At 74.2% G+C, this 16,517-nt stretch carries 12 protein-coding genes; 1 reads left to right on the forward strand and 11 read right to left on the reverse strand.

Annotated features, from left to right (window positions below; all coding sequences use genetic code 11):
• Positions 1-86: 86 nt before the first annotated feature.
• The 8 genes from tmk to IF73_RS0112100 all read right to left on the reverse strand — a co-directional run bounded on the left by tmk (position 87) and on the right by IF73_RS0112100 (position 12,929).
• Positions 87-3,404 carry a dTMP kinase gene (gene tmk / locus IF73_RS0112065; protein WP_031006532.1) on the reverse strand — a complete coding sequence of 1,106 codons (3,318 nt, stop codon included), beginning with the start codon at positions 3,402-3,404 and terminating at the stop codon, positions 87-89.
• A gap of 112 nt (positions 3,405-3,516) precedes the next feature.
• Positions 3,517-6,336 (reverse strand): type I DNA topoisomerase, encoded by a 2,820-nt coding sequence (topA, locus tag IF73_RS0112070; protein ID WP_031006534.1) that lies wholly within the window; start codon positions 6,334-6,336, stop codon positions 3,517-3,519.
• Positions 6,337-6,574: 238 nt separating this feature from the next.
• On the reverse strand, positions 6,575-6,772 hold the full coding sequence (locus tag IF73_RS0112075) for a hypothetical protein (RefSeq protein ID WP_031006546.1): 198 nt from the start codon (positions 6,770-6,772) through the stop codon (positions 6,575-6,577).
• A 219-nt stretch (positions 6,773-6,991) separates the two neighbouring features.
• Positions 6,992-8,545, reverse strand: coding sequence for a DUF7059 domain-containing protein (locus tag IF73_RS0112080; protein WP_402316645.1), 1,554 nt, complete (start codon positions 8,543-8,545; stop codon positions 6,992-6,994).
• A gap of 250 nt (positions 8,546-8,795) precedes the next feature.
• Positions 8,796-9,449, reverse strand: coding sequence for a hypothetical protein (locus tag IF73_RS0112085; protein ID WP_031006551.1), 654 nt, complete (start codon positions 9,447-9,449; stop codon positions 8,796-8,798).
• 162 nt (positions 9,450-9,611) lie between these two features.
• Entirely contained in the window at positions 9,612-11,945 is a 2,334-nt protein-coding gene (locus IF73_RS0112090; RefSeq protein ID WP_031006553.1) for a sodium-translocating pyrophosphatase, read from the reverse strand.
• 158 nt (positions 11,946-12,103) lie between these two features.
• A complete protein-coding gene (locus IF73_RS0112095) occupies positions 12,104-12,562 on the reverse strand; it encodes an ATP-binding protein (protein ID WP_031006555.1) in 459 nt (152 codons plus the stop codon).
• Between the two features lie 13 nt (positions 12,563-12,575).
• Complete coding sequence (locus IF73_RS0112100) at positions 12,576-12,929, reverse strand: STAS domain-containing protein (protein WP_030749286.1); 354 nt, start codon at positions 12,927-12,929, stop codon at positions 12,576-12,578.
• Between the two features lie 107 nt (positions 12,930-13,036).
• Here IF73_RS0112100 and IF73_RS0112105 point away from each other — a divergent pair, with 107 nt between their 5' ends.
• Complete coding sequence (locus IF73_RS0112105) at positions 13,037-15,544, forward strand: DEAD/DEAH box helicase (protein WP_051716692.1); 2,508 nt, start codon at positions 13,037-13,039, stop codon at positions 15,542-15,544.
• Here IF73_RS0112105 and IF73_RS39475 read toward each other — a convergent pair.
• The 3 genes from IF73_RS39475 to IF73_RS0112115 are packed head-to-tail and all read right to left on the reverse strand — an operon-like array spanning position 15,429 to position 16,505.
• Positions 15,429-16,016 (reverse strand): Rv3654c family TadE-like protein, encoded by a 588-nt coding sequence (locus IF73_RS39475; protein ID WP_420706551.1) that lies wholly within the window; start codon positions 16,014-16,016, stop codon positions 15,429-15,431. The two genes, IF73_RS0112105 and IF73_RS39475, sit on opposite strands and share 116 nt — an antisense overlap.
• Positions 15,902-16,297 carry a TadE family type IV pilus minor pilin gene (locus IF73_RS0112110; protein ID WP_051716693.1) on the reverse strand — a complete coding sequence of 132 codons (396 nt, stop codon included), beginning with the start codon at positions 16,295-16,297 and terminating at the stop codon, positions 15,902-15,904. Before IF73_RS0112110 ends, IF73_RS39475 begins: the two co-directional genes overlap by 115 nt.
• Positions 16,284-16,505, reverse strand: coding sequence for a DUF4244 domain-containing protein (locus IF73_RS0112115; protein WP_031006561.1), 222 nt, complete (start codon positions 16,503-16,505; stop codon positions 16,284-16,286). The genes IF73_RS0112110 and IF73_RS0112115 overlap by 14 nt, the downstream gene beginning before the upstream one ends.
• Between the last annotated feature and the right edge of the window lie 12 nt (positions 16,506-16,517).

Below are 16,517 nucleotides of genomic sequence, written 5' to 3' on the forward strand. Positions count from 1 at the left end.
TACGTCCTCCATTGTGGGGCAGCCCTCCGACAACGACCGCCGTCGCCCGGGGCCGGAGCGGGCCCCGCCCCCGGGTCCGGGCCCGCTCAGCGGCGGCGCCGGCGGCCGTCCTGCTCGTCGTCGTCGCCGTCGTAGCCGCCGAACAGCTCGTCCGCGAGCGTCGGCAGGTCGTCGAGCGGGGTCTCCTCGGCCCAGTCCGAGCGGCGGCGCGGCCGGCCGGTCTCGTCGAGCTGGGGCAGCTCGCGGGTGACGTCGTTCGACCCCGCCCCGCCGGCCTCCGGCTCGTCCCGGAAGAAGTCCCGCGGCACCCGGTCCGCCGGGTCGGCCCGCCGCGCGTCCCGCACGGGCGGCAGCACGGCCGTCTCGTCCGGGGCGGTGTCCCGCACGGGCGGCAGCACGGCGGTCTCGTCCGCCGCGCGGTCGCGCACCTGCGGCAGGACCGCGGTCTCGTCCTCGGGGCGGCGCGGGTCCTCGGGGCGGACGACCGGGGTCGGCACGGTGACCTCGTTCGGCGGGACCGTCGGGGCGTCGTCCGCCGCCGCCGGAGCCGTACCGGCGTCCTTGCCGAGGTTCACCACCGGCGTCTGGACGGTGATCTCGTCGGCCGACTCCGCGGCGGCCCTCCGCTCGGCGGCGGCGCGCTCGGCCGCGGCCTTCTCCCGCGCGGCCCTCTCCGCGGCGTCCCGCTCGGCGGCGGCCCTCGCCGCGGCCTCCGCGGCCGCCTTCTGCGCGGCGGCCCTCGCGGCCTGCTCGGCGGCGCGCCGCTGCGCCGCGGCGGCCTCCTCGGCGGCCTTGGCGGCGGTGGCCGCGGCGGCGAGCCGGCGGGCCTCCTCCGCGCGGAGCAGGGCCTCCTCGGCCTTGCGCTGCTTCTCCTGGCGGAGCGCCTCGGCCTCGGCGCGGAGCCGGGCCTCCTCCTCGGCCTGCTTGCGGAGTCGTTCCTCCTCCTCGCGGCGGGCCTTCTCCTCGGCCGCGCGCCGGCGGGCCTCCTCCTCGGCGGCGAGCCGGGCCTCCTCGGCCTTCCGCCGGGCCTCCTCGGCCTGCCGCTCGGCCTCCAGCCGGCGCGCCTCCTCCTCCTCGCGCCGCTTGCGCTCCTCCTCCTCGGCGCGCAGCTTGGCGAGCTGCTCCTGGCGCTCGCGCTCCAGGCGCTCCTCCTCGGCCTTGCGGGCGGCCTCCTCCTCGGCCTTGCGCCGGGCCTCCTCCTCGGCCTTCCGGCGGGCCTCCTCGGCGGCCTTCACCTCGGCCTCGGAGAGGGGCAGCATCCGGTCGAGCCGGTGGCGTACGACGGTGGTGATGGCCTCGGGCTCCTGACCGGCGTCGACCACCAGGTAGCGGGAGGGATCGGCGGCGGCGAGGGCGAGGAAACCGGCCCGCACGCGCGCGTGGAACTCGGGCGGCTCCGACTCCAGCCGGTCCGGCGCCTCGGTGAACCGCTCCCGCGCGGTCTCGGGGGAGACGTCGAGGAGGACGGTCAGGTTCGGCACCAGGCCGCCGGTGGCCCAGCGGGAGATGCGGGCGATCTCGGTCGGCGAGAGGTCGCGGCCCGCGCCCTGGTAGGCGACGGACGAGTCGATGTACCGGTCGCTGATGACGACGGCGCCCCGCTCCAGGGCGGGCCGGACCAGCGAGTCGACGTGCTCGGCGCGGTCGGCGGCGTACAGCAGCGCCTCGGCGCGGTTGGACAGGCCGGCCGACGAGACGTCGAGCAGGATCGAGCGGAGCCGCTTGCCGATGGGGGTGGCGCCGGGCTCGCGGGTGACGACGACCTCGTGGCCCTTGGCGCGGATCCAGTCGGCGAGCGCCTGGACCTGGGTGGACTTGCCGGCGCCGTCGCCGCCCTCCAGGGCGATGAAGAAGCCGGTGGCGGACGGGGCCTGCGCGGGGTCGGCGCCGCGCAGCGCGTCGCGCAGGTCGCGGCGGAGCGGCACGCCCGCGCGGTCGTCCGTCTTGGCGAGGACGAGCGCGGCGACGGGCAGCAGCAGGGCGCCGACGAGGGCGAGGGTGAAGGCGGCGCCGCCGTGGTCGAAGACGAACTTCCCGGAGTCGGAGACGAAGCGGTGCGGGCCGATCGCGGCGGCGAGCAGCGGCGCGGCGAGCGCGCCGACGGCGATGCCCACGCGCGCGGTGGCCTGGAGGTGCGCGGTGGTGCGCTCCCGGCGCGGCTCCTCGGTCTCCTGGTCGATGAGGGTGTGCCCGGTGTGGGCGGCGACGCCGGCCGCGTATCCGGCGAGGACGGCGAGGAAGAGCACGGTCGCGGTGTCGGGCACCAGGCCGACGGCGATCAGGGCGACGCCGGTGACGGTGATCGCGAGGGCGAGCAGCCGGCGCCGGGAGAGCACCGGCAGCACGGAGCGGGCGGTGCGGATGCCGACGGCGGTGGCGCCGCTGAGCGCGAGCACCAGCAGGGCGTAGGTGACGGGGCCGCCGTCGAGGTCGACGGCGTGCAGGGCGGCGAGCGAGGCGGCGGCGCCGATGGCGCCGGCGACGGTGGCGCAGGCCAGGACGAGCAGGGGTACGGCTCCGGTGCGGCCCTTCTCGGCGGCGGGGCGGCGCAGCCCCTCCAGCGGCGAGCGGGGGCGCGGCGTCTGGCCGCCGGGCAGGGTGATCGCGGCGAGGACGCTGACGGAGGCGGCGAAGAGGCCGGCGGCGACGTAGCCGCCGAGCGCGGCCTGGTGGAGCGAGAACCACTCGACGCCGGAGCCCAGCAGGTTGGAGACGAGGGTGGCGGCGAGCAGGACGGCGGCGGCGGCCGGGACGGCGAGGAAGGCGGTGCGCTGGGTGAGGGTGCGCAGGGCGCCGAGGTGGTCGGGGAGCGGCCGGACGGCGTCGCCCTCGACGGGCGCGGCGGGCAGCAGCGCGGGCGCGGCGCCGTCCCGGCAGACGGCCCAGACGCGCTCGGCGGCGCCGGTGAGGAAGACCGTGCCGAGCACGAACCACAGGGCGCTGCCGGGGGTCCAGTCGATCCACAGGGGCGCGATGACGAGGAGCGCGATCCGCAGCCCGTCGGCGCCGATCATGGTCCACCGCCGGTCGAGGGCGGCGCCGGGCGCGGTCAGCGCGGTGAGCGGGCCGAGCAGGACGGCGCCGAAGAGGACGGTGGCGAGCAGCCGGGCGCCGACGACGGCGGCGACCGTGAAGGCGGCGCCCCGGTAGCCGCCGCCGAGGGCGCCCTCGGTCAGCGCGGCCTGGAGGCCGAGGAGGACCAGGACGAGGAGGGCGAGGGCGTCGCCGACCCCGCCGACGGCCTGGGCGCTCCACAGCCTGCGCAGCGGCTGATGGCGGACGAGGGCCCGTACGGCGCGCTCCCGGGAGTCCGCGACGAGGGCCGCGTCGGAGACGGGGGCGGCGCCGGGGGCGGGTGCGGCTTCGGAGTCGCCCAGAAGCTCTGGCTGCTCTGCTCGCGTCATCCGTCCACCCTATCCGGACGGCCTTGCTCACCGGGGCCGCGGCCGAACAAACGTGGGAAGGCCGGGAGCGCGGCTCCCGGCCTTCCCACGTTCGCAGCGTCGCCGCGGCGGACTACTCCGGCTTGGCCGCCGCCGTCTTCTTGGCGGCCGCCGTCGTCTTCTTGGCCGTCGTGGTCTTCTTCGCCGCGGTCTTCTTGGCCGTGGTGGTCTTCTTCGCGGCCGTCTTCTTGGCCGCGGTCTTCTTCGCCGGGGCCTTCTTGGCGGTCTTCTTCGCCGGGGCCTTGGCCCGCTTCTCGGCGAGCAGCTCGTAGCCGCGCTCGGGCGTGATCGTCTCGACGCTGTCGCCGGTGCGCAGGGTCGCGTTGGTCTCGCCGTCGGTGACGTACGGGCCGAAGCGGCCGTCCTTGACGACCACGGGCTTCTCGCTGACCGGGTCGGTGCCGAGCTCCTTCAGCGGCGGCTTGGCGGCGGCCCGGCCCCGCTGCTTGGGCTGGGCGTAGATCGCCAGCGCCTCCTCCAGCGTGATGGTGAAGAGCTGGTCCTCGCTGGTGAGGGACCGCGAGTCGGTGCCCTTCTTCAGGTACGGGCCGTACCGGCCGTTCTGCGCGGTGATCTCGACGCCCTCGGCGTCGGCGCCGACCACCCGCGGCAGCGACATGAGCCGGAGGGCATCCTCCAGGGTGACCGTGTCCAGGGACATGGTCTTGAAGAGGGAGGCGGTGCGCGGCTTGACCGCGTTCTTGCCGGTCTTCGGGACGTCGTCGGGAAGGATCTCGGTGACGTACGGGCCGTACCGGCCGGCCTTGGCGACGATCTGGTGGCCGCTGACCGGGTCGGTGCCCAGCTCGAAGTCGCCGCTCGGCTTGGCGAGCAGCTCCTCGGCGTACTCGACGGTGAGCTCGTCGGGCGCGAGGTCGTCGGGCACGTCGGCGCGCTGGTGGCCCTCCTGGTCCTTCTCGCCGCGCTCGACGTACGGGCCGTAGCGGCCGACGCGCAGCACGATGTCGTTGCCGACGGGGAAGGAGGAGATCTCGCGGGCGTCGATGGCGCCGAGGTCGGTGACCAGCTCCTTGAGGCCGCCGAGGTGGTCGCCGTCGCCGTTGCCGGCGTCGGCGGCACCGCCGGTCGCCCCCTCGCCCTCGCCGAAGTAGAAACGCTTCAGCCACGGCACGGACTGGGCCTCGCCGCGGGCGATGCGGTCGAGGTCGTCCTCCATCCTGGCGGTGAAGTCGTAGTCGACGAGCCGGCCGAAGTGCTTCTCCAGCAGGTTGACCACGGCGAAGGAGAGGAAGGACGGCACGAGGGCCGTGCCCTTCTTGAAGACGTAGCCGCGGTCGAGGATGGTGCCGATGATCGAGGCGTACGTCGACGGGCGGCCGATCTCGCGCTCTTCCAGCTCCTTGACCAGGGTGGCCTCGGTGTAGCGGGCGGGCGGCTTGGTGGCGTGGCCGTCGGCGGTGATCTCCTCGGCGGCGAGCGCGTCGCCCTCGGCGACCTGCGGCAGGCGCCGCTCGCGGTCGTCGAGTTCCGCGTTCGGGTCGTCGGCGCCCTCGACGTACGCCTTCATGAAGCCGTGGAAGGTGATCGTCTTGCCGGAGGCCGAGAACTCGGCGTCGCGGCCGTCGGCGGAGGTGCCGCCGATCTTGACGGTGACCGAGTTGCCGGTGGCGTCCTTCATCTGGGAGGCGACGGTCCGCTTCCAGATGAGCTCGTACAGCTTGAACTGGTCGCCGGTCAGACCGGTCTCGGCCGGGGTGCGGAAACGATCACCCGAAGGCCGGATCGCCTCGTGGGCCTCCTGCGCGTTCTTGACCTTGCCGGCGTAGACGCGCGGCTTCTCCGGCAGGTAGTCGGCGCCGTACAGCTGCGTCACCTGGGCGCGGGCCGCGGCGACGGCGGTGTCGGAGAGCACGGTGGAGTCCGTACGCATGTAGGTGATGAAGCCGTTCTCGTACAGCTTCTGCGCCACCTGCATCGTCGCCTTGGCACCGAAGCCGAGCTTGCGGCTGGCCTCCTGCTGGAGGGTGGTGGTGCGGAAGGGCGCGTACGGGGAGCGGCGGTACGGCTTCGACTCGACCGAGCGGACGGTGAAGCGGGTGTCGGCGAGGGAGGCGGCGAGCGCGCGGGCCTTCTCCTCGTCGAGGTGGAGCACGGTCTCGCTCTTCAGCCGGCCGTCGGCGCCGAAGTCGCGGCCCTGCGCGACGCGCTTGCCGTCGACCGCGGCGAGCCGGGCGGTGAGGGACGAGGGGTCGGAGGGGTCGCCGGCGCGGCCGGTGGAGAAGGTGCCGGTGAGGTCCCAGTACTCGGCGGAGCGGAAGGCGATGCGCTCGCGCTCGCGCTCGACGACGAGCCGGGTGGCGACGGACTGCACGCGGCCGGCGGAGAGGCCGCGCATGACCTTCTTCCACAGCACCGGGGAGACCTCGTAGCCGTAGAGGCGGTCGAGGATGCGGCGGGTCTCCTGGGCGTCGACCATCCGCTTGTTCAGCTCGCGCGGGTTGGCGACGGCGGCCTGGATCGCGTCCTTGGTGATCTCGTGGAAGACCATCCGGTGGACCGGGACCTTGGGCTTGAGGACTTCCTGGAGGTGCCACGCGATGGCCTCGCCCTCGCGGTCCTCATCGGTGGCGAGGAAGAGTTCGTCGGACTCGGCGAGCAGGTCCTTGAGCTTCTTGACCTGCGCCTTCTTGTCCGCGTTGACGACGTAGATGGGCTGGAAGTCGTGCTCGACGTCGACGCCGAGGCGGCGCACCTCGCCGGTGTACTTCTCCGGCACCTCGGCGGCGCCGCTGGGGAGGTCACGGATGTGCCCGACGCTCGCCTCGACGACGTAGCCGGGGCCGAGGTAGCCCTTGATCGTCTTCGCCTTGGCAGGCGACTCGACGATGACGAGTCGGCGGCCGCCGTGTGCGGTCTCGCTGGTCGGGGACAACTTCGCTCTTCTCTCCGGTCGACGCGGTCTGCGCTGGCACGCACGTCAGCGACACGCATGGTGACGCTGGCGTCGCTGCGGAGTGTGACGGTACAACCCGCCCCCGTGTCAAACAGGGAAAGCCCGCAACGGCCACTCGAACGGTAACCCGACTCCTGCCCTTCCTGCCGCCCGGACTGCCGGACCGGCGGGGCGGTTCGATGTGGGGCGGGTCTCAGCGGGTGGCGCGACCGGCTGCTCAGAGGCGGCCGAAGCACCAGAGGCCGAGGCCCAGGAAGAGCGCCCCGGCGAGGCCCGCGAAGGCGGCGGCGGCGCGGGGCGCGACGCCGAGCGCGACCGGCTCGCCCTGCCGGACCCGGACGGTGGTCCACAGCAGCAGCGCGCCTCCGAACAGCGTGAACGCCGCCCCCGCGAAGATCGCCGGCCCGCTCTCCATGCCCTTACCCGCTTCCCGTCCCGGCGCCGTACCCGCGCGGTGTCCGTCTCCCTGAGGTGTCCTGGAAGGGAGGCTGACACCTCACGGCGTCAGGGACGCGAATTCCGGGTGAACGACGCGGGCCGGGCCGTACGGTTTCACGAAGATGGCCGGTAGTGCCCCACTACTCCGGCGCTGCTCCGCGGGCTGCTCCGGGGCTGCTCCGCGGCCGCTCCGGGGCTACTCCGCGGCCGGCTTCTCGTCCGGAAGCAGCGACTCCGGAGTGAGGAAGCCCTCCTCCACGAGGAGGCGGATGGACTGCGGCGTGCGGTCCCGCAGCAGCACCGGGTCCTCGCCCATGAGCTGGGCGATCGCGTCGAGGATCCGGCCGGCGCTGAGGGTGCCGTCGCAGACGCCCGCGAAACCGGCGCCCACGTGGTCGACCCGGGTGGCGCGGCGCATGCCCCGGTTCTGCCGCAGGACGACGTGCTCGGGGTCCTCGGCGCCGGGCAGCCCGACCTGCTCCTGGACCACCTCGGGGGCGAGCGTGAAGCTGTCCGCGAGCAGGGCGGCGTCGTCGTGGGTGCGGAGGTAGTCCTGGCGCTCGAAGTGGGCGCGGACGGCCGGCCCGAGCGGCTGTTCGACGGGGTGCGGCCACTCCTCGATGACGATCGACGGCTCGGCTTTCCCGGCGGCCACCGCCGGGTCGCGCCGCAGGGTGATCCAGCCGAAGCCGATCGACCGGGTGCCGCTCGCCTCGAAGGCGTCCAGCCAGCGGTCGTACGCCGCCCGGTACGCCTCCGGGTCGCCGCGGTGGTCGCCGCTGTCGCGCAGCCAGAGCTCGGTGTACTGGGTGACGTCCTGCACCTCGCGCTGGACGATCCAGGCGTCGCAGCCACGCGGCACCCAGGACCGGAGCCGGTCCTGCCAGTCCTCGCCGTCGACGTGCTGCCAGTTGGCGAGGAACTGGGCGTACCCGCCGTCGTTCAGCCGCTCGCCGGCCTGCTGGACGAGGGTGCGGCACAGGTCGTCGCCGCTCATCCCGCCGTCCCGGTAGGTGAGGCCGGAGCCGGGGGAGATCACGAACGGCGGGTTGGAGACGATCAGGTCGTACGTGTCGCCGTCGACCGGCTCGTACAGCGAGCCCTCCAGGAGTTCGGCCTCACGGGCCCCGGAGAGGGCGAGGGTCAGCCTCGTGAACTCCAGCGCCCGCGGGTTGAGGTCGGTGGCGGTGACCAGGGTGCTGTGCTGGGCGGCGTGCAGGGCCTGGATGCCGGAGCCGGTGCCGAGGTCGAGCGCGGCGGCGACCGGGGTGCGGACGGTGATGCCGGCGAGCGTGGTGGAGGCGCCGCCGACGCCGAGGACGACGCCCTCCTCCTTCGAGCCGATGCCGCCGGCGCCGCCGACGGCACAGCCCAGGTCGGAGACGATGAACCAGTCCTCGCCGTCCGGGCCGCCGTACGGCCGCACGTCGACGGTGGCGCGCACGGCGCCGTCCTCCTCGACCACCCAGCCGTCGGCCAGGGCCTCCTCCAGCGGGAGGGCGGCGGCGGCCCGGGCGGGCTCGACGGCCCGCTGGAGCAGGAAGAGCCGGACGAGGGTCTCCAGCGGGGAGTCGCCGCGGGTGGCGCGCAGGGCGGGCACGGTCTCGCTGCGGGCGAGCGCCGCGTAGGCGGCGGCGCCGAGCCGGTCGAGCAGACCGTCGGCGGTGAAGTCCGCGGCGAGCAGGGCCTCGCGCAGACGGTCGGCGTGCGCGGGCACCGGAAGGCTGGTGGTCAGGCTAGTCGTACTCACGGTCTCCATTGTGACGGCCGCCACCGACAACCCGGACACCGACAGCCCGGCAACCGGGGCCCGCCGCCCGAACGACGACTCTGACGACCCCGACGGTCCGGACGGCGCTGATGGCCCTGACGACCCCGACGGTCCGGACGGCCCTGACGACCCCGGCGGTCCGGACGGCGCTGACGACCCGGCGGTCCGGACAGCGTGTCGGCCGGCCCCGGGTGCCCGGGGCCGGCCGGCGCGAACGCCTCTGCGGGGGTTACGACTCCGAGGACGCGGACGCCTTCGCCTTCGGCGAGGCCGAGGTGGTGGGCGTGGCCGTGCCGCCCGCCTTCGGGGAGGCGGAGCCGGACGGCGTCTTCGGCACCGACGGGGTCGGCTTCTGGCAGCCCGGCTGCTTGGCCATGGCCTGGCCCAGCTCGCCGTTCTCCAGGTTGGCCAGCGCGTTCTGGTCCATCTTCTCGATCTTGGTGAGGCCGTCGGCGACGTCCTTCAGCCCCTCGGCGAACTTCTGCTGGTTCGTCGGGTCGAGCGCGTCGACCTGCTTCTTCAGCCCGTCGTAGGCGAGCGCGGTCGCGTTGAGCTCCGCGATGACGTCCTTCTGGACCTTCTCGCCGTTCTCGATCGGCGGGACGCCGGCCGTCTCCACGGCCTTGGCGAGCGCCCGGTCGGCGTCCGCGATGTCCTTGAACGCCTTGGAGTCGGCGGCCTGGATCTCCGCCGGACGACTGTCGGCCGCGGTCGAGATGATGATCTGGTGGGCGTCGGCCCGCTTCTGGATCTGCGGCTTCGCCTGGTCGCAGAACGACTTGGCCCAGTCGTTGACCTTGTCGCCCTCGTCGTCGCTGCAGCCGGACAGCACGAGCACCAGTACCGCACCGCCGGACAGCGCTGCCGCAAGCTTCTTGTTCACCGGATCGGTCCCTTCCAAGACTCTCGGCCCCGGAACATACACGCCGCGCGGACGACTTCCACCTTTCGTGCGAGGGATTCCTCCCGTGTTGAATCCGTTTGAACCAAGCGGCGCCGGGCCTCCGGGGGACCCGCGCGACCCGGAAATGAGACGGACGCCACGTCAGGCGACGGCCACCGGACGCCGCTTGGAGGCGCGGACGGCGACCGTCACCACGAGCAGCGCCAGGACCGCGATCCCGGCCCGCGCCCAGGCGTTCGCGTCCTCGCCGTAGCAGAACCGCACCACCGCCGGGGCGATCAGCAGCGCCACCAGGTTCATCACCTTCAGGAGCGGGTTGATCGCCGGCCCCGCGGTGTCCTTGAACGGGTCGCCCACCGTGTCGCCGATCACCGTCGCCTCGTGCGCCGGACTGCCCTTGCCGCCGTGGTTGCCGTCCTCGACCAGCTTCTTCGCGTTGTCCCAGGCGCCACCGGAGTTGGCGAGGAAGACCGCCATCAGGGCGCCGGTGCCGATCGCCCCGGCGAGATAGGCGCCGAGCGGGCCGACGCCGAGCGCGAAGCCGACGGCGACCGGGGCGGTGACGGCGAGCAGCCCGGGCGTGGCGAGTTCGCGCAGCGCGTCCCGGGTGCAGATGTCGACGACCCGCCCGTACTCGGGGAGTTCGCTGCCGTCCATGATCCCGGGGTGCTCGCGGAACTGCCGCCGCACCTCGTACACCACCGAACCGGCCGACCGGGAGACGGCGTTGACGGCCAGTCCGGAGAAGAGGAAGACGACGGAGGCGCCGACGATCAGCCCGACGAGGTTGTTGGGCTGGGAGATGTCCATGGAGAGGCTCAGCTCGCCGGCCTTCGCGCCGACCTCGGCGACCGAGGTGGCGATGGCCTCCCGGTACGAGCCGAAGAGCGCGGCGGCGGCCAGGACGGCGGTCGCGATCGCGATGCCCTTGGTGATCGCCTTGGTGGTGTTGCCGACCGCGTCCAGCTCGGTGAGGACCTGCGCGCCGGCGCCCCTGACCTCCCCGGACATCTCCGCGATGCCCTGCGCGTTGTCGGCGACCGGGCCGAAGGTGTCCATGGCGACGATCACGCCGACCGTGGTGAGCAGCCCCGTCCCGGCGAGCGCGACCGCGAAGAGCGCCAGCATCACGGAGGCGCCGCCGAGCAGGAAGGCCCCGTAGACGGAGAGGGCGATGAGCAGCGCCGCGTACACGGCTGACTCCAGGCCGATGGCGACGCCGGCGAGGACGACGGTGGCGGGGCCGGTGAGCGCGGACCTGCCGATGTCCTGGACGGGCCGGCGGCCGGTCTCGGTGAAGTAGCCGGTGAGCCGCTGGATGAGCGCGGCGAGCAGGATCCCGATGGCGACGGCGACGAGGGCGAGGACCCGGGGGTCGCCGTCGTGCCCGGTCAGTCCCGGTTCGGTGACGCCGGCCAGTCCGGCGTAGGACGACGGCAGGTAGACGAAGGCGGCGACCGCGACGAGCACCAGGGAGACGACGGCGGAGACGAAGAAGCCGCGGTCGACGGCGCGCATCCCGCCGTGGTCGGAGCGCCGGGGGGCGACGGAGAGGATGCCGATGACGGCGGTGAGGACCCCGATCGCGGGCACGATCAGCGGGAAGACCAGACCGTGGTCGCCGAAGGCGGCCTTGCCGAGGATGAGCGCGGCGACGAGGGTGACGGCGTACGACTCGAAGAGGTCCGCGGCCATGCCCGCGCAGTCCCCGACGTTGTCGCCCACGTTGTCGGCGATGGTGGCGGCGTTGCGCGGGTCGTCCTCGGGGATGCCCTTCTCGACCTTGCCGACCAGGTCGGCGCCGACGTCGGCGGCCTTGGTGAAGATGCCGCCGCCGACCCGCATGAACATGGCGATGAGGGCGGCGCCGAGGCCGAAGCCCTCCAGGACCTTGGGCGCGTCGGCGGCGTAGACGAGGACGACGCAGGCCGCGCCGAGCAGGCCGAGACCGACCGTGCACATGCCGACGACGCCGCCGGTACGGAAGGCGATCCGCATGGCCCGGCGGGCGGCCTCCGCGGGGTCCTGTCCGGGTTCGCCGGGGGCCGGGGCGGCCTCCCGGGCGGCCGCCGCGACCCGGACGTTGGCCCGTACGGCCAGCCGCATCCCGACGTATCCGGTGACCGCCGAGAACAACGCCCCGACCAGGAAGAACAGCGAACGGCCGGCCCGCTGCGACCAGGAGTCGGCGGGCAGCGCCATCAGGAGGAGGAAGACGACGACGGCGAAGAGGCCGATGGTGCGCAGCTGGCGGGCGAGGTAGGCGTTGGCGCCCTCCTGCACGGCGGCGGCGATCCGCCGCATCACCGGGGTGCCCTCGTCGGCCTTGAGCACCTGGCGGCCGAAGAGCCGGGCGGTGACCAGTGCGGCGAGGGCGACACCGGCGACGACGGCGACGATCGTCCGGTTCCCGCTGGTGAGCACCGCCGCGGCAAGGGCGGCGGGTGCCTGGGCCAATTCCGGTTCCGGGTCCATGAGCACGGATCATAGGCACCCGAAGCAGGACAAACCTGCTCCCCGGGGCGGCACCCCGCCGGAATCCATCGATTGCCCCGGGGCACGGCCCCCGACGCGCGAAGAGGCCCTGCCGTGTGCGGCAGGGCCTCTTCGTGTACGTCTCTGGGGGCGCGGCGTCAGGACAGGACGTCGACGTCCGCCTCCGCCGGGGTGGTGGGCCAGCTCATCCGGATGGTGCCGCCGTCCTCGCCGGCGGTCACCTCGACGTCGTCGACGAGCCCGCGGATCACCGCGAGACCCATCTCGTCCTCGGCACCGGTGTCGTCGAGCTCCTCGGGCGGCGCCTCGGCGCGCGCGCCGGGAACACCGCCCGCCGCGCCCGCACCGGGCACCTCGTCGCCGACCTCGATGGAGAACGTCTTCTCCTCCTCGGTCAGCACGACCCGGATGGGCGTGGTGAGGCCGTTGCTGCGGTGCAGCCCGACCGCACGGGAACACGCCTCGCCGACGGCGAGCCGCACCTCGTCGAGAACCGCCTCGTCCACCCCGGCCCGGCGGGCGACCGCGGCCGCCACCAGGCGGGCCGTGCGGACGTGCTCGGGCTGGGCACTGAAGCGGAGTTCAACGGTGGCCATGGGATCCCCCCGGTCAGTCGACCGCGTTGACGGCCTCGTCGACCGAGGTGTGGATCGGGAAGACCTTGGTGAGGCCCGTGATCCGGAAGATCTTGAGAATGCGCTCCTGGTTGCAGACCAGGCGCAGCGAGCCCTCGTGCGCCCGCACGCGCTTCAGACCACCCACGAGCACGCCGAGGCCGGTGGAGTCGAGGAAGTCCACCCCCTCCATGTCGACGACCAGGTGGTAACTGCCGTCGTTCACCAACTCGACCAACTGCTCGCGCAGCTTGGGCGCGGTATAAACATCAATCTCGCCACCGACCTCGACGACCGTACGGTCGCCGCCAGCTCCGGGCACAGTGCGAGTCGACAGGGACAGGTCCACGGATCCTCCAGCACCTTGCTATCGGGCGTTCGCCCCCTCGGATCTCCCGGGCGGAGTCGGAGAACGAATCGCCAGCCGCGATGGCATTCAATCACTTACCAGCAGCCATGCACGACGCCTTGGAAGCATTGTCCGTCACGCCGGTGACACACTCGGTGCCGATGGCCAAGAATCAGCGCACCGCTCGACCCGCCGGGGACACGGGCAGCCGCCCTTCCCCGCACCGGGTCCTGGAACGGCTCACCTCCGGCGAGAGCCGGGCCGCGCGCATCACTCATATGGAGCACATGCCCGCCCGGGCGGGCCGTCATGCCGTCTGGCCGGACCGCATCCGCTCCGAGGTGATCGCCGCCGTCCAGGCCGCCGGGATCGAGCACCCCTGGGCCCACCAGGCCGAGGCCGCCGAGCACGCCCTCGACGGCGAGTCCGTGGTGATCGCCACCGGCACCGCCTCGGGCAAGTCGCTCGCCTACCTCACCCCCGTCCTCTCCACCCTCCTCGACGGCGCGGAGGCCGCGAACGGACGCGGGGCGACCGCCCTCTACCTCTCCCCCACCAAGGCCCTCGCCGCCGACCAGCGCCGGGCCGTCCGCGAGCTCGCCGCCCCGCTCGGCAACCGGATCCGGCCCGCCGTCTACGACGGCGACACCCCGGTCGAGGAACGCGAATGGGTCCGCCAGTACGCGAACTACGTCCTCACCAACCCCGACATGCTGCACCGGGGCATCCTCCCGTCCCACCCCAGGTGGTCCTCCTTCCTGCGCTCGCTGCGCTATGTCGTCATCGACGAGTGCCACACCTACCGGGGCGTCTTCGGCTCCCACGTCGCCCAGGTCCTGCGCCGGCTGCGCCGGATCTGCGCCCGGTACGGCTCCGAGCCGGTCTTCCTGCTCGCCTCCGCCACCTCCGCCGACCCGGCCCGCGCCGCCGGCAGGCTCACCGGCCTCCCCGTCACCGAGGTCTCCGACGACGCCTCCCCGCGCGGCGAACTGCTCTTCGCCCTGTGGGAGCCGCCCCTCACCGAGCTGCACGGCGAGCGCGGGGCGCCGGTCCGCCGCAGCGCCACCGCCGAGACCGCCGACCTGCTCACCGACCTCACCCGGCAGGGCGTCCGCTCGGTCGCCTTCGTCCGCTCCCGGCGCGGCGCCGAGCTGATCTCGGTGATCGCCCAGGAACGGCTCGCCGAGACCGACCGGGCCCTCGCCCGGCGGGTCGCCGCCTACCGCGGCGGCTACCTCCCCGAGGAGCGGCGTGCCCTGGAGCGGGCCCTGCACTCCGGGGAGCTCCTCGGCCTCGCCGCCACCACCGCCCTGGAACTGGGCGTGGACGTCTCCGGCCTCGACGCCGTCCTCATCGCCGGCTATCCCGGCACCCGGGCCTCGCTGTGGCAGCAGGCGGGCCGGGCGGGCCGCTCCGGCGAGGGCGCCCTCGCCGTGATGATCGCCCGTGACGACCCGCTGGACACCTTCCTCGTCCACCACCCCGAGGCGATCTTCGACCAGCCGGTCGAGTCGACCGTCCTGGACCCCGACAACCCCTACGTCCTCGCCCCCCATCTCTGCGCCGCCGCCTCCGAACTCCCCCTCACCGAGGCCGATCTCGCCCTCTTCGGCCCCGCCGCCCCCGGCCTGATGCCCCAGCTGGAGGCGGCCGGGCTGCTGCGCCGCCGCGCCGGCGGCTGGTACTGGACCCGCCGCGAGCGGGCCGCCGACCTCGCCGACATCCGGGGCGGGGGCGGCAGCCCGGTCCGGATCGTCGAGGAGGGCACCGGCCGGCTCCTCGGCACGGTCGACGAGGCCGCCTCCCACACCGCCGTCCACGAAGGCGCCGTCCACCTCCACCAGGGCCGCACCTACCTGGTCAGGAAGCTGGACCTGGAGGACTCCGTCGCCCTCGTCGAGGAGGCCGTCCCGCCGTACTCGACCACCGCCCGCGACACCACCTCCATCCGCGTCCTGGAGACCGACACCGAGGTCCCCTGGGGCTCGGGGCGTCTCTGCTACGGCTCCGTCGAGGTCACCAACCAGGTCGTCTCCTTCCTGCGCCGCCGGCTGATCACGGGCGAGGTGCTGGGAGAGACCAAGCTCGACCTGCCGCCCCGCACCCTGCGCACCCGGGCCGTGTGGTGGACGGTCACCGAGGACCAGCTCGACGCCGCCCGGATCAACCCGGAGATCCTCGGCGGCGCCCTGCACGCCGCCGAGCACGCCTCCATCGGCATGCTGCCGCTCTTCGCCACCTGCGACCGCTGGGACATCGGCGGCGTCTCGGTCCCGCTCCACCCGGACACCCTGCTGCCGACCGTCTTCGTGTACGACGGGCACCCGGGCGGCGCCGGGTTCGCCGAGCGCGCCTTCCACACCGCCCGGGCCTGGCTCGCCGCCACCCGCGAGGCGATCGCCTCCTGCGAGTGCGAGACCGGCTGCCCGTCCTGCATCCAGTCCCCCAAGTGCGGCAACGGCAACGACCCCCTCCACAAACGAGGCGCCGTCCGCCTCCTCACGGAACTCCTCCGAGAGGCACCGGAGAAGACGGAGTCCCCGGCGGCGGAGGCACCAGTGGCAGAGGCCCAGGCGGCGGAGGCACCGCCGAGGCAGGCCCCGCCCGCGCCCTGACGGCCGGGGCCCAGGGTCCCCGGACCACCCGCGCCGTCACCTCCGCCTCCCCGCCGGCCACCCCGCACCTCACCAGCTCGGCCCCGTGCGCGGCGGCGACCCGGACGGCCGCCGCGCACGCCACCTGTTCGCCCCACAGAGCCCGGTCCGCGGCGGCGAGGGCCGCGAGGTCGGCGGCACCGCCCGCCCGGTGCCGGACGGCCACCGCCTGCCCGAGCGCCAGCACCGCCCCGAAGACCACACACAGCGCACAGGCCGCGAACGCCGTCCACACGGTCGCCGCACCCCGATCGCCGTCCCCGCCGCCCCGGCCTCCTCCGTCCCGGACGCCCCGGTCGCCGTCTCCCCGTCCACGGCTCACGCCGGGCCACCTCCTCCCGCCACGTCCTCGGCGAGCGCCGCCGCTCCGGCCCGCAGGGTCACGCCCAGGCCGCCCGGTCCCGGCGCGGCCGCCTCCACCGTCACCCGCCACAGGTCTCCCTCCCGCGCCACCGCCACCCGGGCACCCTCGGGCGCGGCGGCCCGGGCGGCGGCCGTGACGGCCGCCGCGGGCTCCGAACGGGCGGCCGCCCGCGCCCCGGCCCTGGCCGCGTCCACGCACCGGATCTGTGCGGCGGACGCGGCCAGCGCCCACAGCAGCGCCATCGCGAAGAGCGCGAGCACCGGCAGTACGATCGCCGCCTCCACCGTCACCGAGCCACGGTCCCGAGCCTCAGCCCGCGCCCGCGCCCGGTCCGCGTCAGAACGGCGCATCGAGCGCCTTCGTGACCATCGCCTCCAGGGCGCCCGAGACGCTCCCGCCCGTCATGACCTTGTAGAACATCACCGCGACGCCCGCCGCCGTGAGCAGGCCCAGCGCGTACTCGACGGTGCTCATCCCGGTGTCGGTCCGCAGCGCCGCCCGCCGGGTGGCCCAGAACGCCCCCAGCGCCTTCCGCACCCGCTCGTACGTCTTCCCCATGTCGTTCTCTTC

The sequence above is a fragment of the Streptomyces sp. NRRL F-5727 genome, from assembly GCF_000719555.1.
Taxonomy (GTDB): domain Bacteria; phylum Actinomycetota; class Actinomycetes; order Streptomycetales; family Streptomycetaceae; genus Streptomyces.

Coding starts and splice junctions, on each gene's coding strand:
- tmk (WP_031006532.1), bottom strand. CDS start 3,404: ATGACGCGAGCAGAGCAGCCAGAGCTTCTGGGCGACTCCGAAGCCGCA.
- IF73_RS0112075 (WP_031006546.1), bottom strand. CDS start 6,772: ATGGAGAGCGGGCCGGCGATCTTCGCGGGGGCGGCGTTCACGCTGTTC.
- IF73_RS0112090 (WP_031006553.1), bottom strand. CDS start 11,945: ATGGACCCGGAACCGGAATTGGCCCAGGCACCCGCCGCCCTTGCCGCG.
- IF73_RS0112095 (WP_031006555.1), bottom strand. CDS start 12,562: ATGGCCACCGTTGAACTCCGCTTCAGTGCCCAGCCCGAGCACGTCCGC.
- IF73_RS0112105 (WP_051716692.1), top strand. CDS start 13,037: ATGCACGACGCCTTGGAAGCATTGTCCGTCACGCCGGTGACACACTCG.
- IF73_RS0112110 (WP_051716693.1), bottom strand. CDS start 16,297: ATGCGCCGTTCTGACGCGGACCGGGCGCGGGCGCGGGCTGAGGCTCGG.
- IF73_RS0112115 (WP_031006561.1), bottom strand. CDS start 16,505: ATGGGGAAGACGTACGAGCGGGTGCGGAAGGCGCTGGGGGCGTTCTGG.